This is a genomic window from Flagellimonas ochracea (assembly GCF_009903685.1).
In the GTDB taxonomy this organism is placed as follows: domain Bacteria; phylum Bacteroidota; class Bacteroidia; order Flavobacteriales; family Flavobacteriaceae; genus Flagellimonas; species Flagellimonas ochracea.
Map to the genome: position 1 here is coordinate 41,307 of NZ_JAAABI010000004.1, position 21,809 is coordinate 63,115.

Sequence of the window (21,809 nt, forward strand, 5' to 3'; positions counted from 1 at the left end):
ACAATTACACAATCAATTTTTTAAGGTCGGACAAGGTATTGGCCTCTTCAATTTTTTTGTCTTTTCGCCATCGCAAGATACGTGGAAAACGGGTGGCGACTCCACTTTTATGGCGCTTGGACGGTGCAATTCCCTCAAAAGCGATTTCAAAAACATGGAACGGAGTAACACTTCGCACTGGGCCGAACCGTTCCAGCGTATTTTTTTTGATCCAAGCATCCACTTGACGAAATTCTGCATCTGTCAAGCCCGAATATGCTTTGGCAAAAGTGACCAGTTCTCTGTTTCCATCTTGGTCCTGATTCCAAAGGGCAAAGGTGTAATCGGTAAACAAATTGCTGCGTCGCCCATGGCCACGCATTGCATAGGTCAGAACTGCATCTATCGTCAATGGGTCAACCTTCCATTTCCACCAATCCCCTTTTTTACGCCCTACTTGATAGGGGGAATCATTCCGTTTTAGCATGAGTCCCTCGCTTTTTTTCTCTCTGGACGTGTCTCGCTCGTTTGCTACTTCATCCCATGAGGTGCATTGTATTCTTTGGGAAAGAAACAGAGGGGTTGTATTCGAAACAGTATCGTAGAGCTTTTCTAAAAGTTGCCTTCGTTCTAGATAGGTTAAACCACGAATGTCTTTTCCTTTCCATTCCAAAAGATCATAAACCTTTAAGATGACAGGGGTTTTTTCCAAAAGCGATTTTGAGATGTTTTTTCTGCCGATTCGGGTTTGAAGGTCATTGAAGGTTCCAATTTGACCGTTTGGGTAGGGTAAAATTTCTCCGTCCAAAACGGTGCCATTGGGAATGATCCCAACCAAGGATTGATATTCGGGATATTTGTCCGTGACCAATTCTTCACCCCTGCTCCAAACAAAAAGTTCATTGTTTCTAATTATTACCTGGGCACGGATACCGTCCCATTTGTGTTCCATCGACCACTCAGAGACTGGACCTAAATGGGATACATCGTTTTCAACGGCATAAGCAAGGTAGAATGGATAAGGCTTCGAAAGATAATCCCTCTGGTTTTCTTCCAATACCAGTTGTTGAAAAGAAATGGTTTTTGGGTCCCAATTGCCCATCAGTTTGTAAGCCAATATGTCTTCATCAATGCCTGTGGCTTTGGATAGTGCTCGCGTCATTAATTTTTGGCTCACCCCAATTCGAAAGCCCCCTGTTATGAGTTTTGTGAAAACAAAACGACCATAGTAATCTAAATTTCTCCAGTTTTTGAGTAGATATTCTTTTTTATCTCCATCCGTTTGTTTTTTCAGCCAGATCATTTCCTCCAGAAATTGAGTAAGCGATTTTCCTGTGGATTGTCCATCTGCAGGGACTATTAGGGCAATAGTTTCAGCTAAATCTCCCACGATATGGTAGCTTTCCTCGAATAACCACAAGGGAATATTGGCCAATTCAGCGGCCCAGGTTCTGAGCAAAGTGGTGTTCACAGGTCTAGGGGGCCTACGATGGGAGAGAATTGCAATGGACCATACTTTATCCTGGTTCGGTGCTTCCGTAAAATAATTGCTCAGCGCTTTGACCTTAAGGTTGGTTTTATTGGTTCCATCGAGGGTTCTAATAAGTTCGGCAAATTGCTTCATTCGGTCTCCTTCTTTTCCTTTTCTATATCGATTTCGGCCAATTCTCCTTCATACTGTGTGTTTTCGGTTCGGGCATCGTAACCTATTTCCCTCAAATATTTTGAAAAGATTTCGGTGTAGCCATGGGTGCAAATAATTTTCTCAGCCCCAGTGGATTTAATCGCCTGCAAAAGCCCATCCCAATCGCAATGATCGCTGAGCACAAAACCTTTGTCGATTGCCCTCCTTCGGCGCGCTCCCCTAAATGCCATCCAACCACTGGCGCTTCCGGTTACATAGGGCACCATTTTTCTGATCCAAGTGCTACCATGGGAAGAGGGGGGAGCAATTACCATGTTTCCCAAAAGGTCTTCTTTTTTCGTGTCCTTGGTAATCAATTCGGTAGAGGGGAGGTCAACTATGGGCCGTAACACTTCTGTCATGTTTTCCACGGCACCATGGGTATATATTTTTCCGATTGATGGGTCTAGGTGTTTAAGCAGGCGCTGAGCCTTTCCTAAAGAATAGCCAAAAAGTACGGAAGTATGTCCGTTGGCCTTATTGTTTACCCACCATTGGTTGATATCGGAAACCACCTCCTGTTGCGGCCGCCATTGAAAAGCTGGCAGGCCAAATGTACACTCAGTAATAAACGTATTACAACGTATAGGTTCGAAAGGTGTGGCCAGACCATCATCTTCAATTTTGTAATCACCAGTAAAGACCCAAACTTCTCCTTTGTGCTCCACCCTGATTTGTGAAGAACCTACAATATGGCCTGCTGGGTGCAGACTGAATTTAACACCGTTAATGGTAAAAGATTTGCCCCAATCCCTTCCGGATATATTTACAGCACCCAGCCTGTGTTTCACAATGGGGACATTGTTATGGTGGGTGATGTACTTTTGGTGTCCCCATCGGCTATGATCCGCGTGGCCATGGGTTATAATGGCTTTGTCCACAGGTTTCCAAGGATCCAGAAAGACCTTCGCAGGTTCGCAATAGATTCCTTGATCGGTAAATTTCAGCAATGGGTTTTTCATAGCTTCGTGAAATTACAAATTTCTTTTGGGGGTAATTTTATAGACCTTTCTACTTTAAGATTTATATTTGTGCCACAAATTTTTAAGTATGCCCATAATTGATCTTTACGAGCACGGGGAAAAGCGAAAAGAGCTTGCCCATTTTGCTACTTTGGCAAGTTTGGCTGCCGTTGATGGAGAAATAAATGCCAAAGAGAAAGAGGTGTTGGATAAGTTTGCCTTTAAATTGAACATTACCGAGGACGAGTATAAAATGGTGATGAAGAAGGAAAACAAATATCCCATAGAAACTCCGCACAGTGGCGAAAAAAGGTTAAAGCGTTTGTTTGACTTTTTCCAAATAATTTTTTCCGACCACAGAATGGATGACTTGGAACGGGCAATGGTAGAAAAATATGCTATTGCACTAGGTTTTCCTGCCAAACGCTCCCAAGAGATTATTGAGAAATCGGCTGCTATCTTTACTGGAAGAATAGACTTTGAGGATTATCAGCACCTCATGGAAAAATAGTATCAGGACTGAATAAATTCCTCGACTTTTTCAACCATTTTTTTACTTCCGCAGAAAAAAGGCACCCGTTCGTGAAGTTCTTGGGGTACTATTTCCATTATGGGGCCAAATCCATCACTTGCTTTTCCGCCTGCCTGCTCTGCTAGGAAGGCCATGGGGTTGCACTCGTAAAGCAGCCTTAACTTACCGTTTTCAGCTACACTGCTCTTGGGATACATGTAAATGCCACCTTTAATCATATTTCGGTGAAAATCGGAAACCAAGGAGCCAATATAACGTGAGGTGTAGGGCCTGTCTCCCTCTTCCATTTGGCAATATTTAATGTAGTCTTTCACTCCTTGTGGGAAATGGATGTAGTTTCCTTCATTAACCGAGTAAATTTTCCCGGTCTCGGGATATTGCATGTCGGGGTGGGATAAATAGAAAGTTCCTAACGCAGGATTCAACGTAAAACCATTAACTCCATTTCCGGTCGTATAAACCAACATGGTGGATGTGCCATAAATAATGTAACCTGCAGCTATCTGATTTTTTCCCGGTTGTAAAAAATCTTCAAGAGTTACGGGTGTACCCACTGGGGTAACTCTTCTATAAATCGAAAAAATGGTCCCCACAGATACGTTCACATCAATATTGGAGGACCCATCCAGGGGATCAATAAGTACGATGTATTTGTTCTGATGGTTTTCGTCAAAACTATTGATGCTGATAAAATCATCTTCCTCTTCCGAAGCAATACCGCAAACAATTTCCCTATTTTTTAAGGTTTGAATGAATTTTTCATTGGCCAAAACATCCAATTTTTGCTGGTTTTCCCCCTGAATATTGGTGTCGCCCGCAGCTCCTATGATGTCCACGAGACCGGCTTTGTTCACTTCGTGGTTCACAACCTTGGCGGCCAAACGTATCCCATTGAGCAATCGGGAAAGCTCCCCTGACGTATACTGAAAAGCATCTTGATTAGCTATAATGAATTCACCTAGGGTAAGGTGCTGTTTTTCGAACATGGAAGGCTGTTTTATTTGTCCACAAATATCGGGGATTTTGTGAAACTACAACGATTTCGAAGCGGCAAAGTTTTCTATATTTATAACTTTGTGTTCTATTTGTAACAATATGAAATTTTCAATCCGCGAAGCTCGGCCGGAAGATATGAAGCAAGTCTTGGCATTGATCCAACAACTGGCCGATTATGAAAAAGAACCTGATGCCGTAGAGGTGACCACAGAGAATTTGATCAGTGATGGTTTTGGTGAAAAACCCTTATTTCATTGTTTTGTGGCCGAAAGAGAACATAAAATCGTGGGTATGGCCTTGGTATACCCACGATATTCCACCTGGAAAGGTCCGGTACTCCATCTAGAAGATTTGATTGTTACCGAGCCTATGCGGGGAAGTGGATTGGGCACAGCCCTTTTGGATGAAGTTGTAAAATACGGCAGCCGTTTGGGCGTTAAAAGAGTTGGCTGGGAAGTATTGGACTGGAACGAACCGGCTATTAAATTTTATGAAAGCAAAGGGGCCCAAGTGCTTCGGGACTGGGATGTGGTTCAACTGGATGAAGAAGGAATTAAAACCTATATTGAAAGGATACGATAAATGAGAGTTTTTAAGTTTGGAGGGGCTTCGGTAAAGGATGCCGAGGCAGTTAGAAATGTGGTAAAGGTGTTGCAGGAAGTGGGCCATAAAGACACTTTGGTAATTATATCCGCCATGGGCAAGACTACCAATGCCATGGAAATGGTAGTGAAAGCCTATTTTGAAGATAAGAGTGCACTATCAGGTGCATTACAGAAAGTTGTTGACTATCATAATACCATACTTTCAAATCTCTTCAATAACACAGGACACCCGGTTTATGAACAAATAAAACTGCTTTTTGATGAGGTAAAGGGCTTTTTGGCATGGAACAAATCTCCAAAGTATGGTTTTGTATATGATCAGATCGTTGGGTACGGCGAGCTGCTCTCCTCAACAATTATATGCAATTACCTAAACGAGGTTGGACTTTCAAATACTTGGTTGGACGTACGCACCCTCATTAAAACAGATTCCAGTTATCGAGATGCACGGGTTAACTGGGAGCGCACCCAACAAGAAGTATCCCGAAGAGTGGATATGTCAAAACTGAACATTACCCAAGGTTTTTTGGGAAGTGATGAGAACAACTTTACCACTACCTTGGGAAGGGAAGGGTCCGATTATAGTGCAGCTATTCTTGCTTATTGTCTTAATGCGGACTCGGTGACTATTTGGAAGGATGTTCCCGGTGTGTTGAATGCCGACCCAAGAAATTTTGACAAAGCGGAGTTACTTGATCAAATCTCTTATCGAGAAGCGATAGAATTGGCCTTTTATGGTGCTTCCGTAATCCATCCCAAAACCCTTCAACCTTTACAACGAAAGGATATCCCTTTGCACGTAAAGTCCTTTTTAAATCCTTTGGGAGCTGGCACTACGGTAGGTAAGGGTGTGGACATATTACCCAAAATACCGTGTTTTATCGTTAAAAAGAATCAGGTTTTGTTGAAATTGTCCTCCTTGGATTTTTCATTTATTGTTGAAAACAATATCAGCGAAATTTTCAAGCTGTTCCATGATCATCGAATGAAAGTGGATTTAATCCAAAATTCCGCCATTAGTTTTTCAGTTTGCTTGGATAATAAGTTCAATGGTTTACAAGACATGCTCAACGAGTTGAAAAGAAAATTTAAGGTGGTCTGCCATGAAGATGTTTCCTTGTATACCATCCGCCATTTTGATGATAAATCTGTTCAATCATTACAAAATGGAAGGGCCGTTCTTGTGGAGCAACGGGGAAGGGAGACCATTCAGTTGGTAGTTAAATAGCCCAGTGATTACGAGAGTCGGTAACTGTAATTTTCTATCTTTACAGCTACCTAATATTTATGCTTTATGGGGTTGGTTTCTGCGAAAGAAGTGGCAAAGGTCATTCATCTTGACAAATACGGTGTTTTTGGGACCTTCGTCGGATGGCTTTTGATGGTCGCCACCAAGATTACCTCCATCAACCGGTTCTACAATAAAAACAAAAACCTTCCGGGAACAGAGTTCTTGGACACCATTCTGGAACATTATGAAATTGATTTTGAAATTCCTGAAGAGGATTTGAAACGGCTTCCCAAATCAGGACCGTTTATCACAATAAGCAATCACCCCTTAGGAGGTATTGATGGTGTTCTTCTGTTGAAGTTGCTATTGAACGAACGAAGCGACTTTAAGATTATAGCCAATTTTCTACTGCATCGCATAGAGCCACTTAAGCCTTATATTATGCCGGTTAATCCTTTTGAAAGCCATAAGGATGCCAAGAACAGCATTGGGGGATTTAAAAATGCACTTACGCATTTGGGCCAAGGACATCCATTGGGTATTTTTCCAGCAGGGGAAGTGTCTACCTACAAAGATGGCAAGTTGGTAGTGGACCGTCCGTGGGAGGAAGCCGCACTTAAGCTAATTCGAAAAGCAGAAGTACCGGTGGTGCCCATTTACTTTCATGCACGGAACAGTCGTCTTTTTTATAGGTTATCAAAAATCAATGATGTCTTTAGAACAGCAAAACTTCCTTCAGAGCTGACCTCACAAAGCAGACGACCTATCAAGGTAAGGGTAGGACAACCCATTTCGGTAGAGGCACAAAAAGAGGAAACAACTTTGGAATCTTTCACGGAGTTGCTACGTAAAAAAACCTACCTCCTGGCCAATGTATACGAGAAGGAACGCTTGATAGATATGGTGCCCACTACCATCAAAATTCCAAAACCCCCCAAAAAAATAGCTACCGCTGTAAACAGCAAAGTCTTAGAGGGCGAAATTGAAAGGCTTCGCGAGAAGGATTGTAGAATGCTTCAAAGCAAGAATTATGAGGTGTATCTCGCTCAAGAACAAGATATGCCGTTCATCTTGAAAGAAATAGGAAGACAACGTGAAGTCACTTTTCGAGAAGTGGGCGAGGGAACCAACAATGCCATAGATTTGGACAAGTTTGATTCGTACTATCACCATCTTTTTCTTTGGGACGATGCCGAGAAGACCATTGTTGGGGCCTATCGAATGGGACTTGGTTCAGAGATATTCAAAAAGTATGGTATAGATGGCTTTTATCTTCAGGATCTTTTTCGTTTTGAGCCTGAGCTCTATGGAATGATGGAGAAGTCCATTGAAATGGGAAGGGCTTACATCGTTAAAGAATATCAGCAAAAACCAATGCCCCTGTTTTTATTGTGGAAAGGAATTGTACATACTACCTTACGGCATCCAGAGCATAAATATCTAATTGGGGGAGTAAGCATCAGTAACCAGTTTTCCAATTTTTCAAAGTCGTTGATGATCGAGTTCATGAAATCCAATTATTGGGATCCTTATGTGGCACAGTACATCCGACCAAAGAAAGAGTTCAAAGTAAAATTGACCGATGCGGACAAGGAATTTGTTTTTGATGAGACCCAGGCCGATTTGAACAAGTTTGACAAATTGATCAGCGAGGTTGAGCCTGGAAGTCTTCGATTGCCCGTTTTGATAAAAAAATACATCAAACAGAACGCAAAAGTTGTGGCATTCAACGTGGATCCCCTATTTAACAATTCGGTGGATGGATTGATGTACATTAAAATAGCGGACCTACCCGAAAGCACGGTAAAACCGGTAATGGAAGAATTCCAAGCGGAGTTGGAACGGAAAATGGCAGAGGGAACTCAAGGAGCTGCAAAAGAACAAGATCAATAATTGATCAGTTCACCAATTCCTCTTTTACAAAATCATGGCAAAACTCCTTTATCTCATCACGTGTTTTCGTAAAGGCAGCATGCCTTTCTTCAGCAGTACCGGAAACCTTTGATGGATCCCTGAAATTTTGATGGATGCGCTGTGCGTTCTCGGCCTGAATAAAAGGGCAGTTTTCTTTGGCATGGTCGCACACTGTTATAATATAGTTCCAATCAATGCCTTCATACTCGTCTATATGGTTGGAGGTATGTTTTGAGATATCCACCCCATCTTCTTTCATGATTGCGACCGCATCAGGGTTAAGCCCGTGGGTTTCAATCCCTGCGCTATAAATTTTGGCCAAGGTATCTTGAAAATGGTTTAAGTAGCCATGGGCCATTTGGCTTCGGCAAGAGTTGCCTGTGCAGAGCACCAATATGTTTTTCATAGTTCGTTTTGTTCGATTTTTGATTAGTCCACCCCGATGTTGTTACTTCTTTTTTCAAAAAGTAGGTTGTCTTTCCAGACCCCGTGTATTTTGCCTACATGTTCGCGCTTTCCAATATAGCGAAAACCCATGGTCTCATGTAGTTTGATACTACCTTCATTTTCTGGAAATATACCCGATTGGATGGTCCAAAACCCTGCCGCTTCGCTTTCGGATATGAGTCTTTCCATAAGGGCATTTCCAACCCCTTTTCCACGACTTCTCGCACCCACGTAAATACTTACTTCTCCTACGCCTCCGTAAACACATCTACTTGAAACAGGCGAAAGGGCAGCCCATCCTAAAATAATACCGTTTTCCTCAGCTACCAAGCGGCAGGAAGCGACATGGGCAGAGTCCCAAACCTCAAAAGTAGGAGCCGCAGTTTCAAAAGTAGCAAAACCAGTAGCTATGCCTTCTTCATAAATTTGGGAAACCTGTTCCCAATCCGTTATTTTCATTGACCGAATTTCCATTTGGGCAAATTAACAACATCCACTTTCTGGGGAACAACAGGCAGAGGCTTCTTTTTCCTGTTTTGGAGTAACATCACAGGTCTCTTTTGCTTTGCAATCCGTTTTTTCAATGGCCAATTTTATGGTCAAATTGTTTTGATCCATGCTGAAGTCATCCACAAAAAGTTGAGCGGTGTGGAAGTTGGCATTACTATATTCAAACTTGATTTCGGCATCGCTGACCATAGGTTTTATTGCGTCAACTCTGTCCAAAATACTTAGTGCTTTGTGCACTGACATGTATTCTGTCTTATCCTTTTCTTTTGGACTTTCCCAAAGCTGTACAACCGTTTCTTTCCAAAAGTCGGTGCCCGCTCCGCAATCTACCGAGTCTACGGTGATATTTTTAACTTCGGTTATATGATAGTTTGCACCCACCAATTTGCCTTCAGCGTATTCAAAAAGAAGATTTTTCTCTTGGTGTTGTTTTAATACTGATAAAAGTTCTGCGGTTTTCATGACTAACAGCAATTAAGATTTATATTGGTAAAAAATTTATTAAAAGATTGTTGCAATTCCTCCCAGCGTTCTTCGTCAATACAATAACAAAGATTCTTGCCTTCAAAAGTTCCCTTTAAAAGCCCAATTTTTTTTATTTCGTTCAAATGTTGGGAAATAGTGGGCTGGGCCAAACCGATAACATCCACCAAATCGTTACAGATACAGCTATCCTGTCTACTTATATACTCCAGAATGGCGATGCGGGCTGGATGGGCCAAAACCTTGGCTGCTTGTGCCAGTTCATTTTGTGATATGGAAAACAATTGTGTTTTGGAGACTCCCAAAGCCTGTGATTTTATTTTTATATTGCAATATTACGATAATATGAGTAAATAAAAAAAGCCAGAGTAGTTTTTTCTCTGACTTTTTTGATTTTTATAGGCTTTTAAACCAGTTTTGAAAATACTCTCCAACCCAAAATACAGGTTTTTTATTTCCATTGATGGCACCCACAAGACTAATGATCCACAGAATAAGTGGAAATATCCAACCTACAAGATTTATTACAGGAATGATTCCCAATACAAATCCTACCAGGATGATACCTAACACTTGCCTAATATAAAATGAGCCCAGCTCGGTTTTGTTGCTGCTGTTCATGATGATGGCAATAATCCATCCAATCAATGTTAAATGCGCAATAATGGCGACGGTTTTTCCACTTTCGGGATTTTTTGGGTCGAAAGCGTCTTTTACATCCTCCTTAAAATCCTGAGCAGCTTCTTTGGCTTCTTCAGCCGCATCTTTTGCAGCTTCTTTTGCTTTGTCAAAAGCTTCTTCGGCTTTATCCCCTAAGTCTTTTTTTTCTTCGGACATTGTTTTAATGTGTTGGTTAACAAGCCTAAATGTAGCAAATAATTCAATATTTATAGAAAAGCTTTATCAACAGGCTCCCAGAGTTCTATTTTATTGCCTTCGGGGTCCATGATGTAACCAAACTTACCATAGTCATATTCCTGTATATCACCAACAACACTAACTCCTTCTTTTGTCAATACCTCCAAGAGTTCAACCAAATTTTCCACCCTAAAATTCATCATGAACTGTTTTTTGCTGGGCTCAAAATAGGTGGTATCTTCTTTAAAGGGGCTCCATTGAGTGGAACAGTCGTTTCCCTCCATGTCTTTCCACCAGAAAGTACAACCGTATTCATCTGTGTTTAGACCCAAATGGTCTCTGTACCAATCTTTTATTTTACCGGGATTTTTGGTCTTAAAGAAAAACCCTCCGATTCCTGTTACTCTTTTTTTCATGATTTTTTAATGTTTTTTTCATAAAGTGAAATCCAATTTTCGGGAGTCATTTTTTGGCAAAGTTCCCCAATAAGCGCATAGGGAATGTTGTTGACGTTCTTAAATCTGATACAGCTTTTGCCCATATCCAGTTTGGTTTTTACGTGCTTGGGGTATTCTGCTACGAACCAATTATACAAGTTTTTATCTGCATAAATACCGGAATGGTACACGGCTACAAAATTCTTTTGTGAGGCTATATTTATAAAGGGTAAAGGCAATTTTGGACTGCAATGGTAACCATCAGGGTAAAGCGAATGGGGTACCACATAGCCAATCATGTTGTAACTGATGCACTCTTGAAAACCTTTGGGAAGGTTATTTTTCACCGTTTCTCTCAACTTGGAAACAGCCCCTTGGCGGTCTTCCGGAAGTTTCTCAATGTATTTGTCCGGGGTCTTTGCATCAATGGTCATAGCCTAATTATTTTCGTTGTAAAATCAATGCAGATAATAAGGAAATGATAAAACCAATAACGAAAACCGTCATCGCCATGAGCGTAAAGGACATAAGTGGGTTCGCAAACATTTTGCGTTGTGCTTCCAACTCGGCCAATTTGATTTCCAGCTGATCTGCTGTAACAGTACTGCGCAACTTTTCTGCAGCATTCTCGTAATAATCGGCCATAAAATCCGGGTTAAGCACTTCGGTATATATAACATCTAGTATCCCGAAGGCCAATGCGGTAATCAAACTGATGAGAACACCGATCACAAGCGCCTTTTTAAAGGTAACCTTTCCCTGGTTTTGCTCATCTCTGAAATATTTTATTCCAAAAAACACAAAAGACAGGGAGATGACCATGGCAAGATAACCGAATACTTCTTGTAAGGCATAGGAAAAATCAGTTAATAAAAACCAGCTTATTAAGAAAAGCAAACAAATGGAAATTGCTCCGTAGAGACCGAACTTTAAAACAGTTTTTTTCATTTTTATTGGTTTAATTGATTTTTCCAAAATTAGGTTGAAGTAGAGCTAATGGCCTCATACTAAAGTACCAAAAGCATGGGACTTCAGTCGGGAAAAGGGTCAATAGGCCAAAATTTGAAGCTCTTTTGCTATCTGCAAGGCTTGGGTCCGTCGTTTGGCATTCAACTTTATAAGAAGATTTGATACATGTGTCTTCACGGTACTTTCCGACACAAATAGGATTTCTGCAATTTCTTGGTTGGATAGCCCTTTGCTTATTTGGACCAACACCTCATATTCTCTTTTACTGATGCCCAACTCCTCTATTTTTTTATAATCTACTTGATTTGGATTGTCTACCTCTTTTTTAGTTGTTTTGGCCTTTAAGTATGCCCCAATGAAAAAGAAAGTAATGGCGATTATGGCAATAATGATTTCTATGGAAATGTCACCGGACATGTAGGTGTATTTGCTCAATTGAAACAAAACGAGCAGGGCAACAATCAGTACGGAAAATACAAAGATGGTTTTCTTCACCCGGACAAGTTAACAAAATCTTTCCTTGATTTTGTCAACGATGGTCTGGGCCAACTTTTCTTTACTTTCGCTACTCCAACCGGCCACATGGGGTGTCAGCAAAACGTTTTTGGCCTTCCGCAAATATTTGAAAGCCTTGGGTTTTTTGGAGAACATGTTCTCAAAGGAGGTCTTCTCATATTCCAACACGTCCAGTGCCGCACCCAACACTTTTTTGGACTTCAGGCCGGTCACCATATCCTTTGTGACCACACATGAGCCTCGAGCGGTATTGATCAACCAAAAAGGCTTGTGGAACCCATTAATGAATTCGGAATTGACCATACCTGTTGTCAATCCTGTTTGGGGTACATGAAGGCTGACCACATCGGATTTTTGTTGAAATTCCATTATGCCCACCTGGCGGGCGTTTTCGTCACCCACACCTCCGATAATGTCGTAGCAGATTACTTCAACATCAAAACCTTGGAGTTTTTCAGCGAAAGCCTTGCCCATATTTCCATAGCCGATAATGCCGACCGTTTTTCCATTTAGCTCCATTCCCCGGTTTCCTTCCCGGTCCCATTTTCCTTTTTTTACTTCGCGATTTGCCTTGCACATATTATTCATGATGGACAAAAGCATTCCCAAAGTATGCTCTCCAACGGCATTTCGATTGCCCTCTGGTGCTGAAGCCAAAAAAATATCCTTTTGCTTGGCATAACGGACATCTATATTTTCCATGCCGGCCCCGACCCGTCCGATAAATTTTAGATTGGTAGCCTTGTCCAAGAATTGTTGGTCCAAGGGAAACCGACTTCGTAGGATGACACCATCGTATAAGTGTATTTTTTTTTCTATTGATTCTTTGGTGGATTTGTAATCTTCATGATTTTCAAAACCCAACTTGGAGAGTTCTTCTATGAGTAAAGGATGGTTGGTATCTAAATGGAGGACTTTCATGGGCTAAATTTATACATCCTAAATCTTGGGATAGTTGGTCTGTGTTTTTTCATGTTTCACACTACCCGTGTGTGCAGTGGTCAATTTTTCAAAGAGCAGTACGTGGACTTCCTCACCATCTTTGGTCATGGGATTGTGTTCCACTCCCTTGGGCACAACGATGATTTCTCCCTCCTTTACTATTTCTGTCCGGTCACGAAACTGCATATAAAGTGTTCCTTTGATTACCTGAAAAAGTTCATCTTCATCTTCGTGGGCATGCCATACAAACTCACCCTGTAGTTTGGCCAAAAGCACTTGCATATCATCCACTACTGCGATTTGATGGGGATGCCATTGCTTGGTGAACTCGGCATGTTTTTGTTTTAAATTGATGGGTTTCATGTGTGAGATTATATGCCCAAGATTAGTTTAGCAATCCAAAAGTAGATGAGGATTCCAAAAATATCATTACTTGTGGTGATGAATGGTCCTGTGGCTATTGCGGGGTCAATGTTCCGTTGATGTAGAAACAAGGGAATAAAGGTGCCTATTAATCCGGCCACCACGATGACCACTACCAAGGATAGGGAAATGGCCAGAGCGGTATCAAAAGTGCCTTTCCAAACCCATGTGAAAGCCAATAACAAAACAGCAAGTATCAATCCATTCAAAAGGGCCAACAACATCTCTTTTATCAGCCGGTTACTGACGCTTCCTTTTAGATCGTCGTTGGCCAGACCTTGGACAATAATCGCACTTGATTGTACGCCGACATTACCTGCCATGGCAGCAATTAACGGTGTAAAGTAAAAAAGTACGGCATGTTTTGAAATCATTTCCTCAAAACCACCCATAATGGCTGCTGCGCCCAGACCACCGAAAAGCCCAAGAATCAGCCAAGGCAAACGCGCCCTGGTAAGTTCCCAAATGCTATCATCTGCTTCAACACCTTGTGAAATACCGGCGGCCAACTGATAATCCTTATCTGCTTCTTCTCGGATGACATCAACAATGTCATCAATGGTAATTCTACCGACAAGTCTCCCAATTTCATCTACTACGGGAATGGCTTCCAAGTCGTACTTGGACATGATCTTGGCGACCTCTTCTGCTTTTTCATTGACATTTACGGAATCCACTTTTGGAATATACACATCCTTGACATGTGTTTTGGTGGATGTGGTCAACAAATCCTTTAAGGACAGGCGACCTTTAAGCTTATCCTCGTCATCTACCACGTAAATGGAATGAACACGGGTAACATTTTCAGCTTGGGCCCGCATTTCCTTTACGCAGGTAAGTACATTCCAATTTTCGTTTACCTTCACTAATTCTTTTGCCATAAGACCACCCGCCGAATCCTCATCGTATCGCAAGAGGTCCACAATATCCTTGGCATGTTCCTTATCTTCAATTTCGGAAATAACTTCTTGGACAATCTCTTTGGGAAGTTCATTGATGATGTCGGCCGCATCATCGGTGTCCAATTCCTCCAGCTCCCCAGCAATCTCCTTGGCGGTAAGATTGTTCAATACAGCCTCTCGGGTGTCCTCATGCATTTCGGCTAGGATATCCGATGTTTTTTCACTGTCCAACAGTCTGATGACATAAGTGGCTTCCTCCACTTCTAACTCACTGGCAATCTCGGCGATGTCGGCATAGTGGAACTCCTGCATCATCAACCGGAGGTCAGTGTTCCTTTTCTCCTCGATCAGTTGCTGAATTTCTGAGATGAGCTCTTCTGTGAGTTTAAACGGGGTCATTGGCTATCTTCTGGGTCAATGTTATAAAATCGGCTACATGCAGCTGTTCTGGGCGTTGGTCAAATATAGTATCTTCTTTTAGATTATTGGAAAGATTGAAGGGTTTAAGGCTATTGCGAAGTGTCTTTCTTCTTTGGTTGAACGCAGTCTTCACCACCTTGAAAAACAGTTGTTCATCACATGGGAGCTGCAGATTTTGTTTTCGGATCAACCGCAATACTCCAGAATGTACTTTTGGGGGAGGGTCAAAAACATCTGGCGGTACGGTGAACAAATATTCTGCTTCGTAAAATGCCTGTACCAGTACAGACATAATACCATAGGTTTTGCTTCCAGGTCCGGCACAAATGCGCAAAGCCACTTCTTTTTGGAACATCCCTGAAAACTCGGGTATCTGTTGTCGCATTTCCAACATTTTAAAAACAATTTGGCTGGATATATTGTAGGGAAAATTTCCGGTTATCGCGAACTGTTCATCCCCGTAAAGCTGTTTTAGGTCAAACGAAAGAAAATCAGCTTCTATCACTTTTAGGCGGTTGTTCTTGGCTAAAACTTCGGGATGCTCCAAGCCAAAACTATGGTTTAGGTATATGATGGATTCCTTGTCAAGGTCCATGGCGGCCAAATCCATATTTCGAAGCAGCAAATATTTGGTGAGCACCCCCATACCCGGCCCAATTTCCAAAACGTGTGTATATCCTTCGAGAGAGAGCGTATCCGCAATTTTTTGCGCTACTTGTTCATCTTTCAAGAAGTGTTGCCCAAGATGTTTTTTGGCCTTTACCTGATGCTGGCCTTTCTTTTGATATGAAGGTTGCCTATTGGGATGGTTCTTGTGATGTTTTTTGGGCACGGGAAGTTTTTTCGCAAGTTACTTGGAATTTTCTAGATACACCCAAGCCTCTTTTCCCGATTCGAGCTTGAATTTTTCTCGTTTGTAGGCAGAAGTTTCGTAGATATCGGCTTTTTCTAAATCGAGCAGTTCTGTTTCGTATACTTTGCCGACAACTTTGTCTTCTGAGTTTTCGGTTCTGATTACCAAAGGATAGCGGCCATAAATGACATTTTCCATTTTTTTAAAACCCAAAAGACAATCTTTATATCCGTGAAGTATCCGTCCGAACACATATTCCTGTACTTGCAAATCCTGGAGGGTCCCATAGGTAAAAAGATACTCCAAAGCGCTATGGGATCTGTTGACTGATTACTTCCAGCTCTGTCCTAAAAGCCACAAATTTGTTGGGAAACATTTTCTGTGCCTCGGTACGTAGCCGGTCAGCATCTTCGTGATAATAGGCATCCAGTGTTTTTCTGTCCTTGGTTGTATATTGTACGGAGTAGGTGACCCCACCTTGGTCTTCCTCTACCAAAACTTTGGTCATTTTGGCATGCGAAAACTTTCCTGTTGACAGCATATCCGGAACGTGCTTGTCCCGCATCCAGGCAAGCCATTCGTCATGAACGCTTTCGTCTATGTTTATGGTGACATTATATATCAGCATTCCACCTGATGTTTAGGGGACTAAATGTAGGGAAATTAATTAATGGCATCTCCACGGAGTCTTCTAAAATTCTTTCGGGCCTTGGGAAAGTAATAACTGTCCTGATAGGACATGATTATGCTTTCATAATGCTCCTTGGCCTTCTCTGGTTGGTCTAAAAAGTTGCTGTACAATTCACCCAGTGCGAAATGGGCGTCATCGGCGAGTATGTCCTGACCATAAAATTCCACAATCTTTTTATAGTTAAACTCCGCACGTTCGTATTTTTTTTGGCTTTCCAAAAGTTGCCCCTGTTTTAGCAGGGCCTCATCCTCAATTTTTTCACCCTTATGGTTCTCCAAGATGTCCTCAAGAATTTCAATGGCATCGTTGGTCTTGTTTTGATACGCCAATAGGTCGGCCCTTGCATACTTTTTTAAGGCCGTTTGGGTAGAGTCCTCCAAGGAATTATCAGAAATGGTAAGGCTCAATTGCATGGCATCGTTGGCGATAAGCTGGGATGTGGAACCCCGAAGGACCTTCAACTGGGTCAAGGCCCAATCGAAATCACCCTTGTAAAAACTGGTCTGGGCAACTTTAAAGCGGGCCTCTTGACCGAGCACATCATTTTTCAGTTTTTTCTGTACTTGTGTAAAATGAATCAGCGCAGCATTGAATTTCTGGCCATAGACCAAGATGTCGCCCAATGCAAGTTTTATATAGGCTTCTGTCATCCGTCCCATGGGAAGATTCAAACTTTTCTTGAGCATGTCGATGGCGGGCTCTGGCCTTTCTCTTTTAAAAGTAAGAAAGTTGGCATAGGCAACTTGGAGCTGTAAAGTGTTGCTTTGATAACCATATATAGAAATAAGGCCTTCAAACTTTTTTTCTATAGCATCCAATTTCTTTTCAGTTGCGTCGACTAGCTCTATATCGATAAGGTGAAGCTGTGCATTAAGTTTTGTTCTAGGCTCCGAGGCATTTTCCACGATGAAATCGAAAATAGGGACTGCTTCTTTATAATCTTTGTCCTCAAGGACTATTTGTCCTAAATTTTCCATACGATCTAAAGACCCGTCTTTGCGTCGCTTAAAAATTGCTTTCTCCTGCGCAAAAGCACCGCTATACTGTTTTTGTTGGACAAAAAGCCAGCTTAAAAGCTCATTCCACAGGATATCGGGTTTTTTTTGGGCATTTTTGAGGAGTACTTTTCGCAATAAGATGTTGTTTTCATTCGAGGGGTCTTCAGATATGAAATCGTCCATACTTCTAAGTACGTTGGAGCGTGAGGTCCTTCCTTCCCAGATAAGATTCAAGTAGGACTGGTACATTTTTTCAATATCGCCTTGCTCACCATAAATGCGTGCCAGTTGATAATCATAATTCAGGTCTGGCTTAAGCCTCATTGCCTTTATGTAGGAACTTTTGGCCTCTTCCAAAAGCGCATATTTTTGAAAGCGGTACCCGATGCTATAACCAAAATTTGGATTTTCATCAATCTTTTGGATGGCTCTATCGTAATAATAGGTAGCTTTTTCAGGTTGATTTTGGAGCGTGTAGTTGTATCCAAGTTCGATAAAGAACGTGGGAAATGCGTAGCTGTCCTCAATCTTTTTTAAAAGAAACTCTTGTGCGTCTCCATATCGTTCAAGTTGTTGGTAACAAGCAACCAAACCTTCGGCATAATCTGTCCTCCTAGGGTTCCTTTCCACCAATTTTTCATAAAAAACAGCGGCCTTTTCATAGTCTCCGTCATTAAAATATTGTTTGGCCAAAAAGTCTTCCTGCGCAAGGGAAAATGATTGAAATGCAAAGAACAATATAAGAAATAAAAGGTATCGCAATAGCTTGTTTTATTTCAAATATAACGTAGAAAAGTGCGGGATTCTGTTAATTGAATCCAAAATTGATTTTTGAGAATATCCTAATCAATAAGGTCGAAACCACAATACGGTATCAAAACCTCCGGAATTTTTATGCCTTTGTCCGTTTGACCGTTTTCCAAAATTCCAGCGAGTACCCTGGGTAGGGCCAAGGCACTTCCGTTTAGTGTGTGGGCCAATTGCGTTTTTCCATCGCTATTTTTAAAACGAAGTTTTAAACGATTGGCCTGAAAGGTTTCAAAATTGGATACCGAACTTATTTCCAACCAACGGTCTTGAGCGGTAGAGAAAACCTCAAAATCATAGGTCAGGGCAGCGGTGAAGCCCAAATCGCCGCCGCACAAACGAAGAATGCGATAAGGTAATTTCAACTCACCGAGTATTTTTTTCACATGTTGCACCATGTCGTCCAAGGCATCATAGGAATGGTTTGGATGTTCAATCCGTACAATTTCCACTTTATCAAACTGATGCAATCGGTTAAGTCCTCGGACATGTGCACCGTAGCTTCCTGCTTCTCTTCTAAAACAAGGGGTATAGCCTGTATATTTAATGGGAAAATCACTTTCGGACAGCATTTCATCACGGTGTAAATTGGTGATGGGCACTTCTGCAGTTGGAATAAGATACAGGTTATCGGCCTGAACATGGTACATTTGCCCCTCTTTATCAGGTAATTGTCCGGTTCCATACCCCGAAGCTTCATTCACCATAAGCGGCAGTTGTACTTCGGTATACCCCGCTTCGGTATTTTTATCAAGAAAATAAGCAATTAAAGCCCGTTGCAACCGGGCTCCTTTTCCTTTGTAGACGGGAAATCCGGCACCGGTTACCTTAACACCTAGCTCAAAATCGATGATATCGTATTTTTTTGCCAATTCCCAATGGGGTAGCGCATCGTCTGCCAGCTTCGGGATTTGTCCTGCGTTGAAAATCTCTTCATTGTCTTCCTCCGAGTTGCCGGCAGGCACCGATTCATGGGGTATGTTGGGAACAAGATATAATTGTTCCTGCAAGGCCACGGCTGATTCGTTCAGATGCTCACCCAACTGCTTTGTGGTTTCCTTAAGGGCGGAAGTTTTTTCTTTTAGTTGGTTGGCCTCTGATGCCTTCCCAGACTTGAAGAGCATTCCAATTTCTTTGGAAAGCTTGTTGGACTCTGCCAAGGTATTGTCCAACTGCGCTTGAATGGAACGACGTTGTTGGTCCAGTTCAAGAATTTTTGCAATTATGGGAGCAGCATCCAAATTGCGTTTTTTTAATGCGACCACTATTTTTTCGTGGTCCTCCCTTAAGGTCTGTAATTGAAGCATGGCCTAATATTGAGCCGCAAATTTAAATCAATCTTGGTAGTTGCCCAACATTTATTGGTTTTGCGAGGGGCAGATCCACTCATTGTGTGAAAAATGTTTCCAAGGAACGCTCGCAAGGTCTACTTCAGGGTCTATAAATTCGTAGTATTTGCCATCATTTATTTTGACTCGACTACGGACAAATACCTGCACATCCATTCCCTTTTCGGTATATTCCTTTTTCAGTCGTTGGGCAAATTGCCAGGTGAAATCGGGGTAGCTTGCAACTCTATTCTTTTGTTTGTTAGTGAGATAATCATCCAGCTTAATATATTTAACCTCATTATTCTCCTTGTTTACAACTTTAAATTGAATGGTACCCTGTCTGCCACGGAGCATCATCCGCCAACTTAATCTATGCCCTTCTTCCGTCCAAAGCACATTGTCTTGAAATGTGTGGTGTCTCAGGGGTAGCAATAGCTGAACAAAAAAATAGATGCCTAGAATGCCTACAATCACATTACGGTTTTTGGGTACTTCCAGTACTTTGGTGATAGTGATGTTCTTTGTTTTGAGAAAGATGTTACGAATGGTTTGAGGCTCAAAGAAGAAAACAGTAAAGGCGAGTGAGAGATAAGGAAAAATACCAATTCTAAACACATAGCTGTTGAATAGGTGAAAGAAAATGGAAAATGCAAAAGCAATTTTTCGTGTGCGTTTCCAAAGCAGGGCCGGCACCACCAATAAATCAAATAGAATACCAAAAACCGCCACTGCCACATGAACCCATTTCTGTTGTAACAGTTCGCCAACCAGGAAATAATCCTTTTTTGGCCGCATTAGAACGTCTATAAAACTAAAATCGAGCCAATCGGCATAAAGCTTGGCCACTGATGCGTAGGAGTACACGATGAACAATTGCAAGATGATGGTCCATCGAATCCAATTGGGCATGGTGTGGGACTTCAGGTTCGGATTGAGTTTAGCATCTAATGAGGCATCCCTATTGGCGGGAAAAAATGCCATGATAAATGCCAATAACATCAACAGATAATAGTGATTGTTGTAGGACGTTTTTTGCATGAGGTACACCCCTGTCCACATAAACGCAAAAGCAAAAGCACTTAAACGATATTTATAACCAACCATGATGAGCAATCCCAGGGTACCCATAATGGCAAAATAGAAGTACATACCGTTTCCTGGTAACGGCTGAAGCCATTCAAACCCGATAAAAGAGAAGGTGAACTTAGGCTCTACAAGGGTTTTGCGTACCCATCCAGTGATGATAGCCCCATAGCATTCGGCGCTGACTAAAAATCCGTAGCAAATTCGAAACACCACCAATTGGGCGTTGTCTATTCTTCTAAAAAGAAAACGGTCAAGCATCTATTTAGAAATTAGTTCCAGAGAGTGGTTTCTATCCTTCTTCAGTTGCCTTTGCAACTCGTCAACAGTTTCAAATTTGTGCTCATCACGGATTCGATGCAATAGGCCAACTTGAATTTTTTGACCATACAGATTGCCATCAAAGTCAAAAAAATTGATTTCTATACTTTTTTCCGTTCCGGAAACAGTGGGGTTGAACCCGATGTTCATCATGCCATGATATTGCTTACCTTGAATTTCACTCTGAACCACGTACACTCCATTTTTGGGAATTAGCTTGTAGTCTTCGGCTATATGGAGATTTGCAGTTGGGAACCCGAACTGTTTTCCCAAACCTTTTCCCTTGGTGATGGTGCCCGTCAGCATATAGGGATAGTTGAGGTAGTCATTGGCTGTAACTATGTCCCCTTCCAAAAGGGCTTTTCTAATTTTTGTTGAACTCACGGAAACCTCGTCAATCTCCTGAACTGGGATTTCCTCTACTTCAAAATCCAAAGTGTTTCCAAAGGCGATAAGGTCTTGAATGTTGGCATTGCGGTTTCTGCCAAAGCGATGGTCATAGCCAATAATGATTTTTTTGGCTTTGAGGCTATTGACCAGAATATCCCGCACAAATTCGGTTGCCGAAAGTCTGGAAAACTTTTTGGTGAAGGGGTGGACAATTAAATAATCGAGCCCCATCCTAGCCAGAATCTGTTTTTTTTCCTCAAGTGTATTTAGCAATTGGATATCGGCATCTTTCTGCAAAACCATCCGGGGATGTGGGAAAAAGGTAAGCACTGTAGATTTTAAACCAGAACTTTTGGCATCATTTATGAGGCGTTCCAGTATCTTGCGATGACCAAGGTGAACGCCATCAAATGTGCCTATGGTTATGGCTGTTTGATGCCCAATACCTTTAAAATGAGAAATATCTTGGATTGTTTCCACCTTATCGAGAAAATAAAAAAGGCTTATTTTTGAAATTTGACCGAT

Annotated in this window: 26 protein-coding genes; 4 read left to right on the forward strand and 22 right to left on the reverse strand. The window is 41.7% G+C overall.

Features of this window, described 5'->3' with window-relative positions; all coding sequences use genetic code 11:
• Window positions 1-4 precede the first annotated feature (4 nt).
• Together GTQ34_RS11855 and GTQ34_RS11860 are read right to left on the reverse strand one after the other, a co-directional pair.
• A complete protein-coding gene (locus GTQ34_RS11855; protein ID WP_166524025.1) occupies window positions 5-1,603 on the reverse strand; it encodes an ATP-dependent DNA ligase in 1,599 nt (532 codons plus the stop codon).
• Window positions 1,600-2,625: a ligase-associated DNA damage response exonuclease gene (locus GTQ34_RS11860; RefSeq protein ID WP_166524026.1), complete on the reverse strand. Its 1,026-nt coding sequence runs from the start codon at window positions 2,623-2,625 to the stop codon at window positions 1,600-1,602. The genes GTQ34_RS11855 and GTQ34_RS11860 overlap by 4 nt, the downstream gene beginning before the upstream one ends.
• An 88-nt stretch (window positions 2,626-2,713) precedes the next feature.
• Between GTQ34_RS11860 and GTQ34_RS11865 the strand changes: the two genes are divergently transcribed.
• A complete protein-coding gene (locus tag GTQ34_RS11865; protein ID WP_166524027.1) occupies window positions 2,714-3,136 on the forward strand; it encodes a TerB family tellurite resistance protein in 423 nt (140 codons plus the stop codon).
• Between the two features lie 2 nt (window positions 3,137-3,138).
• On the opposite strand, the gene fbp is transcribed toward GTQ34_RS11865, so the two are convergent.
• A complete protein-coding gene (gene fbp, locus GTQ34_RS11870) occupies window positions 3,139-4,143 on the reverse strand; it encodes a class 1 fructose-bisphosphatase (protein ID WP_166524028.1) in 1,005 nt (334 codons plus the stop codon).
• Window positions 4,144-4,252: 109 nt separating this feature from the next.
• On the opposite strand from fbp, the gene GTQ34_RS11875 reads away from it, so the two are divergent.
• The 3 genes from GTQ34_RS11875 (at window position 4,253) to GTQ34_RS11885 (ending at window position 7,882) form a co-directional block, all read left to right on the forward strand.
• Window positions 4,253-4,735: a GNAT family N-acetyltransferase gene (locus GTQ34_RS11875; protein WP_166524029.1), complete on the forward strand. Its 483-nt coding sequence runs from the start codon at window positions 4,253-4,255 to the stop codon at window positions 4,733-4,735.
• Window positions 4,736-5,986, forward strand: a complete 1,251-nt coding sequence (locus GTQ34_RS11880) for an aspartate kinase (RefSeq protein WP_166524030.1) — start codon at window positions 4,736-4,738, stop codon at window positions 5,984-5,986.
• A gap of 66 nt (window positions 5,987-6,052) precedes the next feature.
• On the forward strand, window positions 6,053-7,882 hold the full coding sequence (locus GTQ34_RS11885) for a GNAT family N-acyltransferase (RefSeq protein WP_166524031.1): 1,830 nt from the start codon (window positions 6,053-6,055) through the stop codon (window positions 7,880-7,882).
• Between the two features lie 4 nt (window positions 7,883-7,886).
• On the opposite strand, the gene GTQ34_RS11890 is transcribed toward GTQ34_RS11885, so the two are convergent.
• The 19 genes from GTQ34_RS11890 to GTQ34_RS11980 form a co-directional block, all read right to left on the reverse strand.
• The gene (locus tag GTQ34_RS11890) at window positions 7,887-8,309 is read right to left on the reverse strand and encodes an arsenate reductase ArsC (protein ID WP_166524032.1); all 423 of its coding nucleotides are present in this window, start codon (window positions 8,307-8,309) and stop codon (window positions 7,887-7,889) included.
• 23 nt (window positions 8,310-8,332) lie between these two features.
• The gene (locus tag GTQ34_RS11895) at window positions 8,333-8,809 is read right to left on the reverse strand and encodes a GNAT family N-acetyltransferase (RefSeq protein WP_235915035.1); all 477 of its coding nucleotides are present in this window, start codon (window positions 8,807-8,809) and stop codon (window positions 8,333-8,335) included.
• A 24-nt stretch (window positions 8,810-8,833) separates the two neighbouring features.
• Entirely contained in the window at window positions 8,834-9,322 is a 489-nt protein-coding gene (locus GTQ34_RS11900) for a DUF6428 family protein (protein ID WP_166524034.1), read from the reverse strand.
• Between the two features lie 2 nt (window positions 9,323-9,324).
• Entirely contained in the window at window positions 9,325-9,648 is a 324-nt protein-coding gene (locus GTQ34_RS11905; protein WP_166524035.1) for an ArsR/SmtB family transcription factor, read from the reverse strand.
• Between the two features lie 91 nt (window positions 9,649-9,739).
• Window positions 9,740-10,180, reverse strand: coding sequence for a YtxH domain-containing protein (locus GTQ34_RS11910; protein WP_166524036.1), 441 nt, complete (start codon window positions 10,178-10,180; stop codon window positions 9,740-9,742).
• Window positions 10,181-10,230: 50 nt separating this feature from the next.
• Entirely contained in the window at window positions 10,231-10,617 is a 387-nt protein-coding gene (locus GTQ34_RS11915; protein ID WP_166524037.1) for a VOC family protein, read from the reverse strand.
• The gene (locus GTQ34_RS11920; protein WP_166524038.1) at window positions 10,614-11,072 is read right to left on the reverse strand and encodes a DUF1801 domain-containing protein; all 459 of its coding nucleotides are present in this window, start codon (window positions 11,070-11,072) and stop codon (window positions 10,614-10,616) included. Before GTQ34_RS11920 ends, GTQ34_RS11915 begins: the two co-directional genes overlap by 4 nt.
• A 7-nt stretch (window positions 11,073-11,079) precedes the next feature.
• On the reverse strand, window positions 11,080-11,586 hold the full coding sequence (locus tag GTQ34_RS11925) for a DUF4199 domain-containing protein (protein WP_166524039.1): 507 nt from the start codon (window positions 11,584-11,586) through the stop codon (window positions 11,080-11,082).
• Between the two features lie 99 nt (window positions 11,587-11,685).
• The gene (locus tag GTQ34_RS16955; protein ID WP_313790470.1) at window positions 11,686-12,102 is read right to left on the reverse strand and encodes a response regulator transcription factor; all 417 of its coding nucleotides are present in this window, start codon (window positions 12,100-12,102) and stop codon (window positions 11,686-11,688) included.
• A 9-nt stretch (window positions 12,103-12,111) separates the two neighbouring features.
• Window positions 12,112-13,044, reverse strand: coding sequence for a 2-hydroxyacid dehydrogenase (locus tag GTQ34_RS11935; protein WP_166524040.1), 933 nt, complete (start codon window positions 13,042-13,044; stop codon window positions 12,112-12,114).
• An 18-nt stretch (window positions 13,045-13,062) separates the two neighbouring features.
• Window positions 13,063-13,428 (reverse strand): cupin domain-containing protein, encoded by a 366-nt coding sequence (locus GTQ34_RS11940; protein ID WP_166524041.1) that lies wholly within the window; start codon window positions 13,426-13,428, stop codon window positions 13,063-13,065.
• Window positions 13,429-13,436: 8 nt separating this feature from the next.
• Window positions 13,437-14,789 carry a magnesium transporter gene (mgtE, locus tag GTQ34_RS11945; RefSeq protein ID WP_166524042.1) on the reverse strand — a complete coding sequence of 451 codons (1,353 nt, stop codon included), beginning with the start codon at window positions 14,787-14,789 and terminating at the stop codon, window positions 13,437-13,439.
• Window positions 14,776-15,642, reverse strand: coding sequence for a 16S rRNA (adenine(1518)-N(6)/adenine(1519)-N(6))-dimethyltransferase RsmA (gene rsmA, locus GTQ34_RS11950; RefSeq protein ID WP_166524043.1), 867 nt, complete (start codon window positions 15,640-15,642; stop codon window positions 14,776-14,778). Before rsmA ends, mgtE begins: the two co-directional genes overlap by 14 nt.
• An 18-nt stretch (window positions 15,643-15,660) precedes the next feature.
• Window positions 15,661-15,969 carry a gamma-glutamylcyclotransferase family protein gene (locus GTQ34_RS11955; protein WP_166524044.1) on the reverse strand — a complete coding sequence of 103 codons (309 nt, stop codon included), beginning with the start codon at window positions 15,967-15,969 and terminating at the stop codon, window positions 15,661-15,663.
• Between the two features lie 4 nt (window positions 15,970-15,973).
• On the reverse strand, window positions 15,974-16,291 hold the full coding sequence (locus GTQ34_RS11960) for a DUF4286 family protein (RefSeq protein WP_166524045.1): 318 nt from the start codon (window positions 16,289-16,291) through the stop codon (window positions 15,974-15,976).
• 35 nt (window positions 16,292-16,326) lie between these two features.
• A complete protein-coding gene (locus GTQ34_RS11965; protein ID WP_166524046.1) occupies window positions 16,327-18,114 on the reverse strand; it encodes a tetratricopeptide repeat protein in 1,788 nt (595 codons plus the stop codon).
• Window positions 18,115-18,194: 80 nt separating this feature from the next.
• On the reverse strand, window positions 18,195-19,466 hold the full coding sequence (serS, locus tag GTQ34_RS11970) for a serine--tRNA ligase (RefSeq protein ID WP_166524047.1): 1,272 nt from the start codon (window positions 19,464-19,466) through the stop codon (window positions 18,195-18,197).
• Window positions 19,467-19,517: 51 nt separating this feature from the next.
• Complete coding sequence (locus tag GTQ34_RS11975) at window positions 19,518-20,834, reverse strand: HTTM domain-containing protein (protein ID WP_166524048.1); 1,317 nt, start codon at window positions 20,832-20,834, stop codon at window positions 19,518-19,520.
• Window positions 20,835-21,764 carry a bifunctional riboflavin kinase/FAD synthetase gene (locus GTQ34_RS11980; protein WP_166524049.1) on the reverse strand — a complete coding sequence of 310 codons (930 nt, stop codon included), beginning with the start codon at window positions 21,762-21,764 and terminating at the stop codon, window positions 20,835-20,837.
• Between the last annotated feature and the right edge of the window lie 45 nt (window positions 21,765-21,809).

Coding starts and splice junctions, on each gene's coding strand:
- GTQ34_RS11855 (WP_166524025.1), bottom strand. CDS start 1,603: ATGAAGCAATTTGCCGAACTTATTAGAACCCTCGATGGAACCAATAAA.
- GTQ34_RS11860 (WP_166524026.1), bottom strand. CDS start 2,625: ATGAAAAACCCATTGCTGAAATTTACCGATCAAGGAATCTATTGCGAA.
- GTQ34_RS11865 (WP_166524027.1), top strand. CDS start 2,714: ATGCCCATAATTGATCTTTACGAGCACGGGGAAAAGCGAAAAGAGCTT.
- fbp (WP_166524028.1), bottom strand. CDS start 4,143: ATGTTCGAAAAACAGCACCTTACCCTAGGTGAATTCATTATAGCTAAT.
- GTQ34_RS11875 (WP_166524029.1), top strand. CDS start 4,253: ATGAAATTTTCAATCCGCGAAGCTCGGCCGGAAGATATGAAGCAAGTC.
- GTQ34_RS11880 (WP_166524030.1), top strand. CDS start 4,736: ATGAGAGTTTTTAAGTTTGGAGGGGCTTCGGTAAAGGATGCCGAGGCA.
- GTQ34_RS11885 (WP_166524031.1), top strand. CDS start 6,053: ATGGGGTTGGTTTCTGCGAAAGAAGTGGCAAAGGTCATTCATCTTGAC.
- GTQ34_RS11890 (WP_166524032.1), bottom strand. CDS start 8,309: ATGAAAAACATATTGGTGCTCTGCACAGGCAACTCTTGCCGAAGCCAA.
- GTQ34_RS11895 (WP_235915035.1), bottom strand. CDS start 8,809: ATGAAAATAACGGATTGGGAACAGGTTTCCCAAATTTATGAAGAAGGC.
- GTQ34_RS11900 (WP_166524034.1), bottom strand. CDS start 9,322: ATGAAAACCGCAGAACTTTTATCAGTATTAAAACAACACCAAGAGAAA.
- GTQ34_RS11910 (WP_166524036.1), bottom strand. CDS start 10,180: ATGTCCGAAGAAAAAAAAGACTTAGGGGATAAAGCCGAAGAAGCTTTT.
- GTQ34_RS11915 (WP_166524037.1), bottom strand. CDS start 10,617: ATGAAAAAAAGAGTAACAGGAATCGGAGGGTTTTTCTTTAAGACCAAA.
- GTQ34_RS11920 (WP_166524038.1), bottom strand. CDS start 11,072: ATGACCATTGATGCAAAGACCCCGGACAAATACATTGAGAAACTTCCG.
- GTQ34_RS11925 (WP_166524039.1), bottom strand. CDS start 11,586: ATGAAAAAAACTGTTTTAAAGTTCGGTCTCTACGGAGCAATTTCCATT.
- GTQ34_RS11935 (WP_166524040.1), bottom strand. CDS start 13,044: ATGAAAGTCCTCCATTTAGATACCAACCATCCTTTACTCATAGAAGAA.
- GTQ34_RS11940 (WP_166524041.1), bottom strand. CDS start 13,428: ATGAAACCCATCAATTTAAAACAAAAACATGCCGAGTTCACCAAGCAA.
- mgtE (WP_166524042.1), bottom strand. CDS start 14,789: ATGACCCCGTTTAAACTCACAGAAGAGCTCATCTCAGAAATTCAGCAA.
- GTQ34_RS11960 (WP_166524045.1), bottom strand. CDS start 16,291: ATGCTGATATATAATGTCACCATAAACATAGACGAAAGCGTTCATGAC.
- serS (WP_166524047.1), bottom strand. CDS start 19,466: ATGCTTCAATTACAGACCTTAAGGGAGGACCACGAAAAAATAGTGGTC.
- GTQ34_RS11975 (WP_166524048.1), bottom strand. CDS start 20,834: ATGCTTGACCGTTTTCTTTTTAGAAGAATAGACAACGCCCAATTGGTG.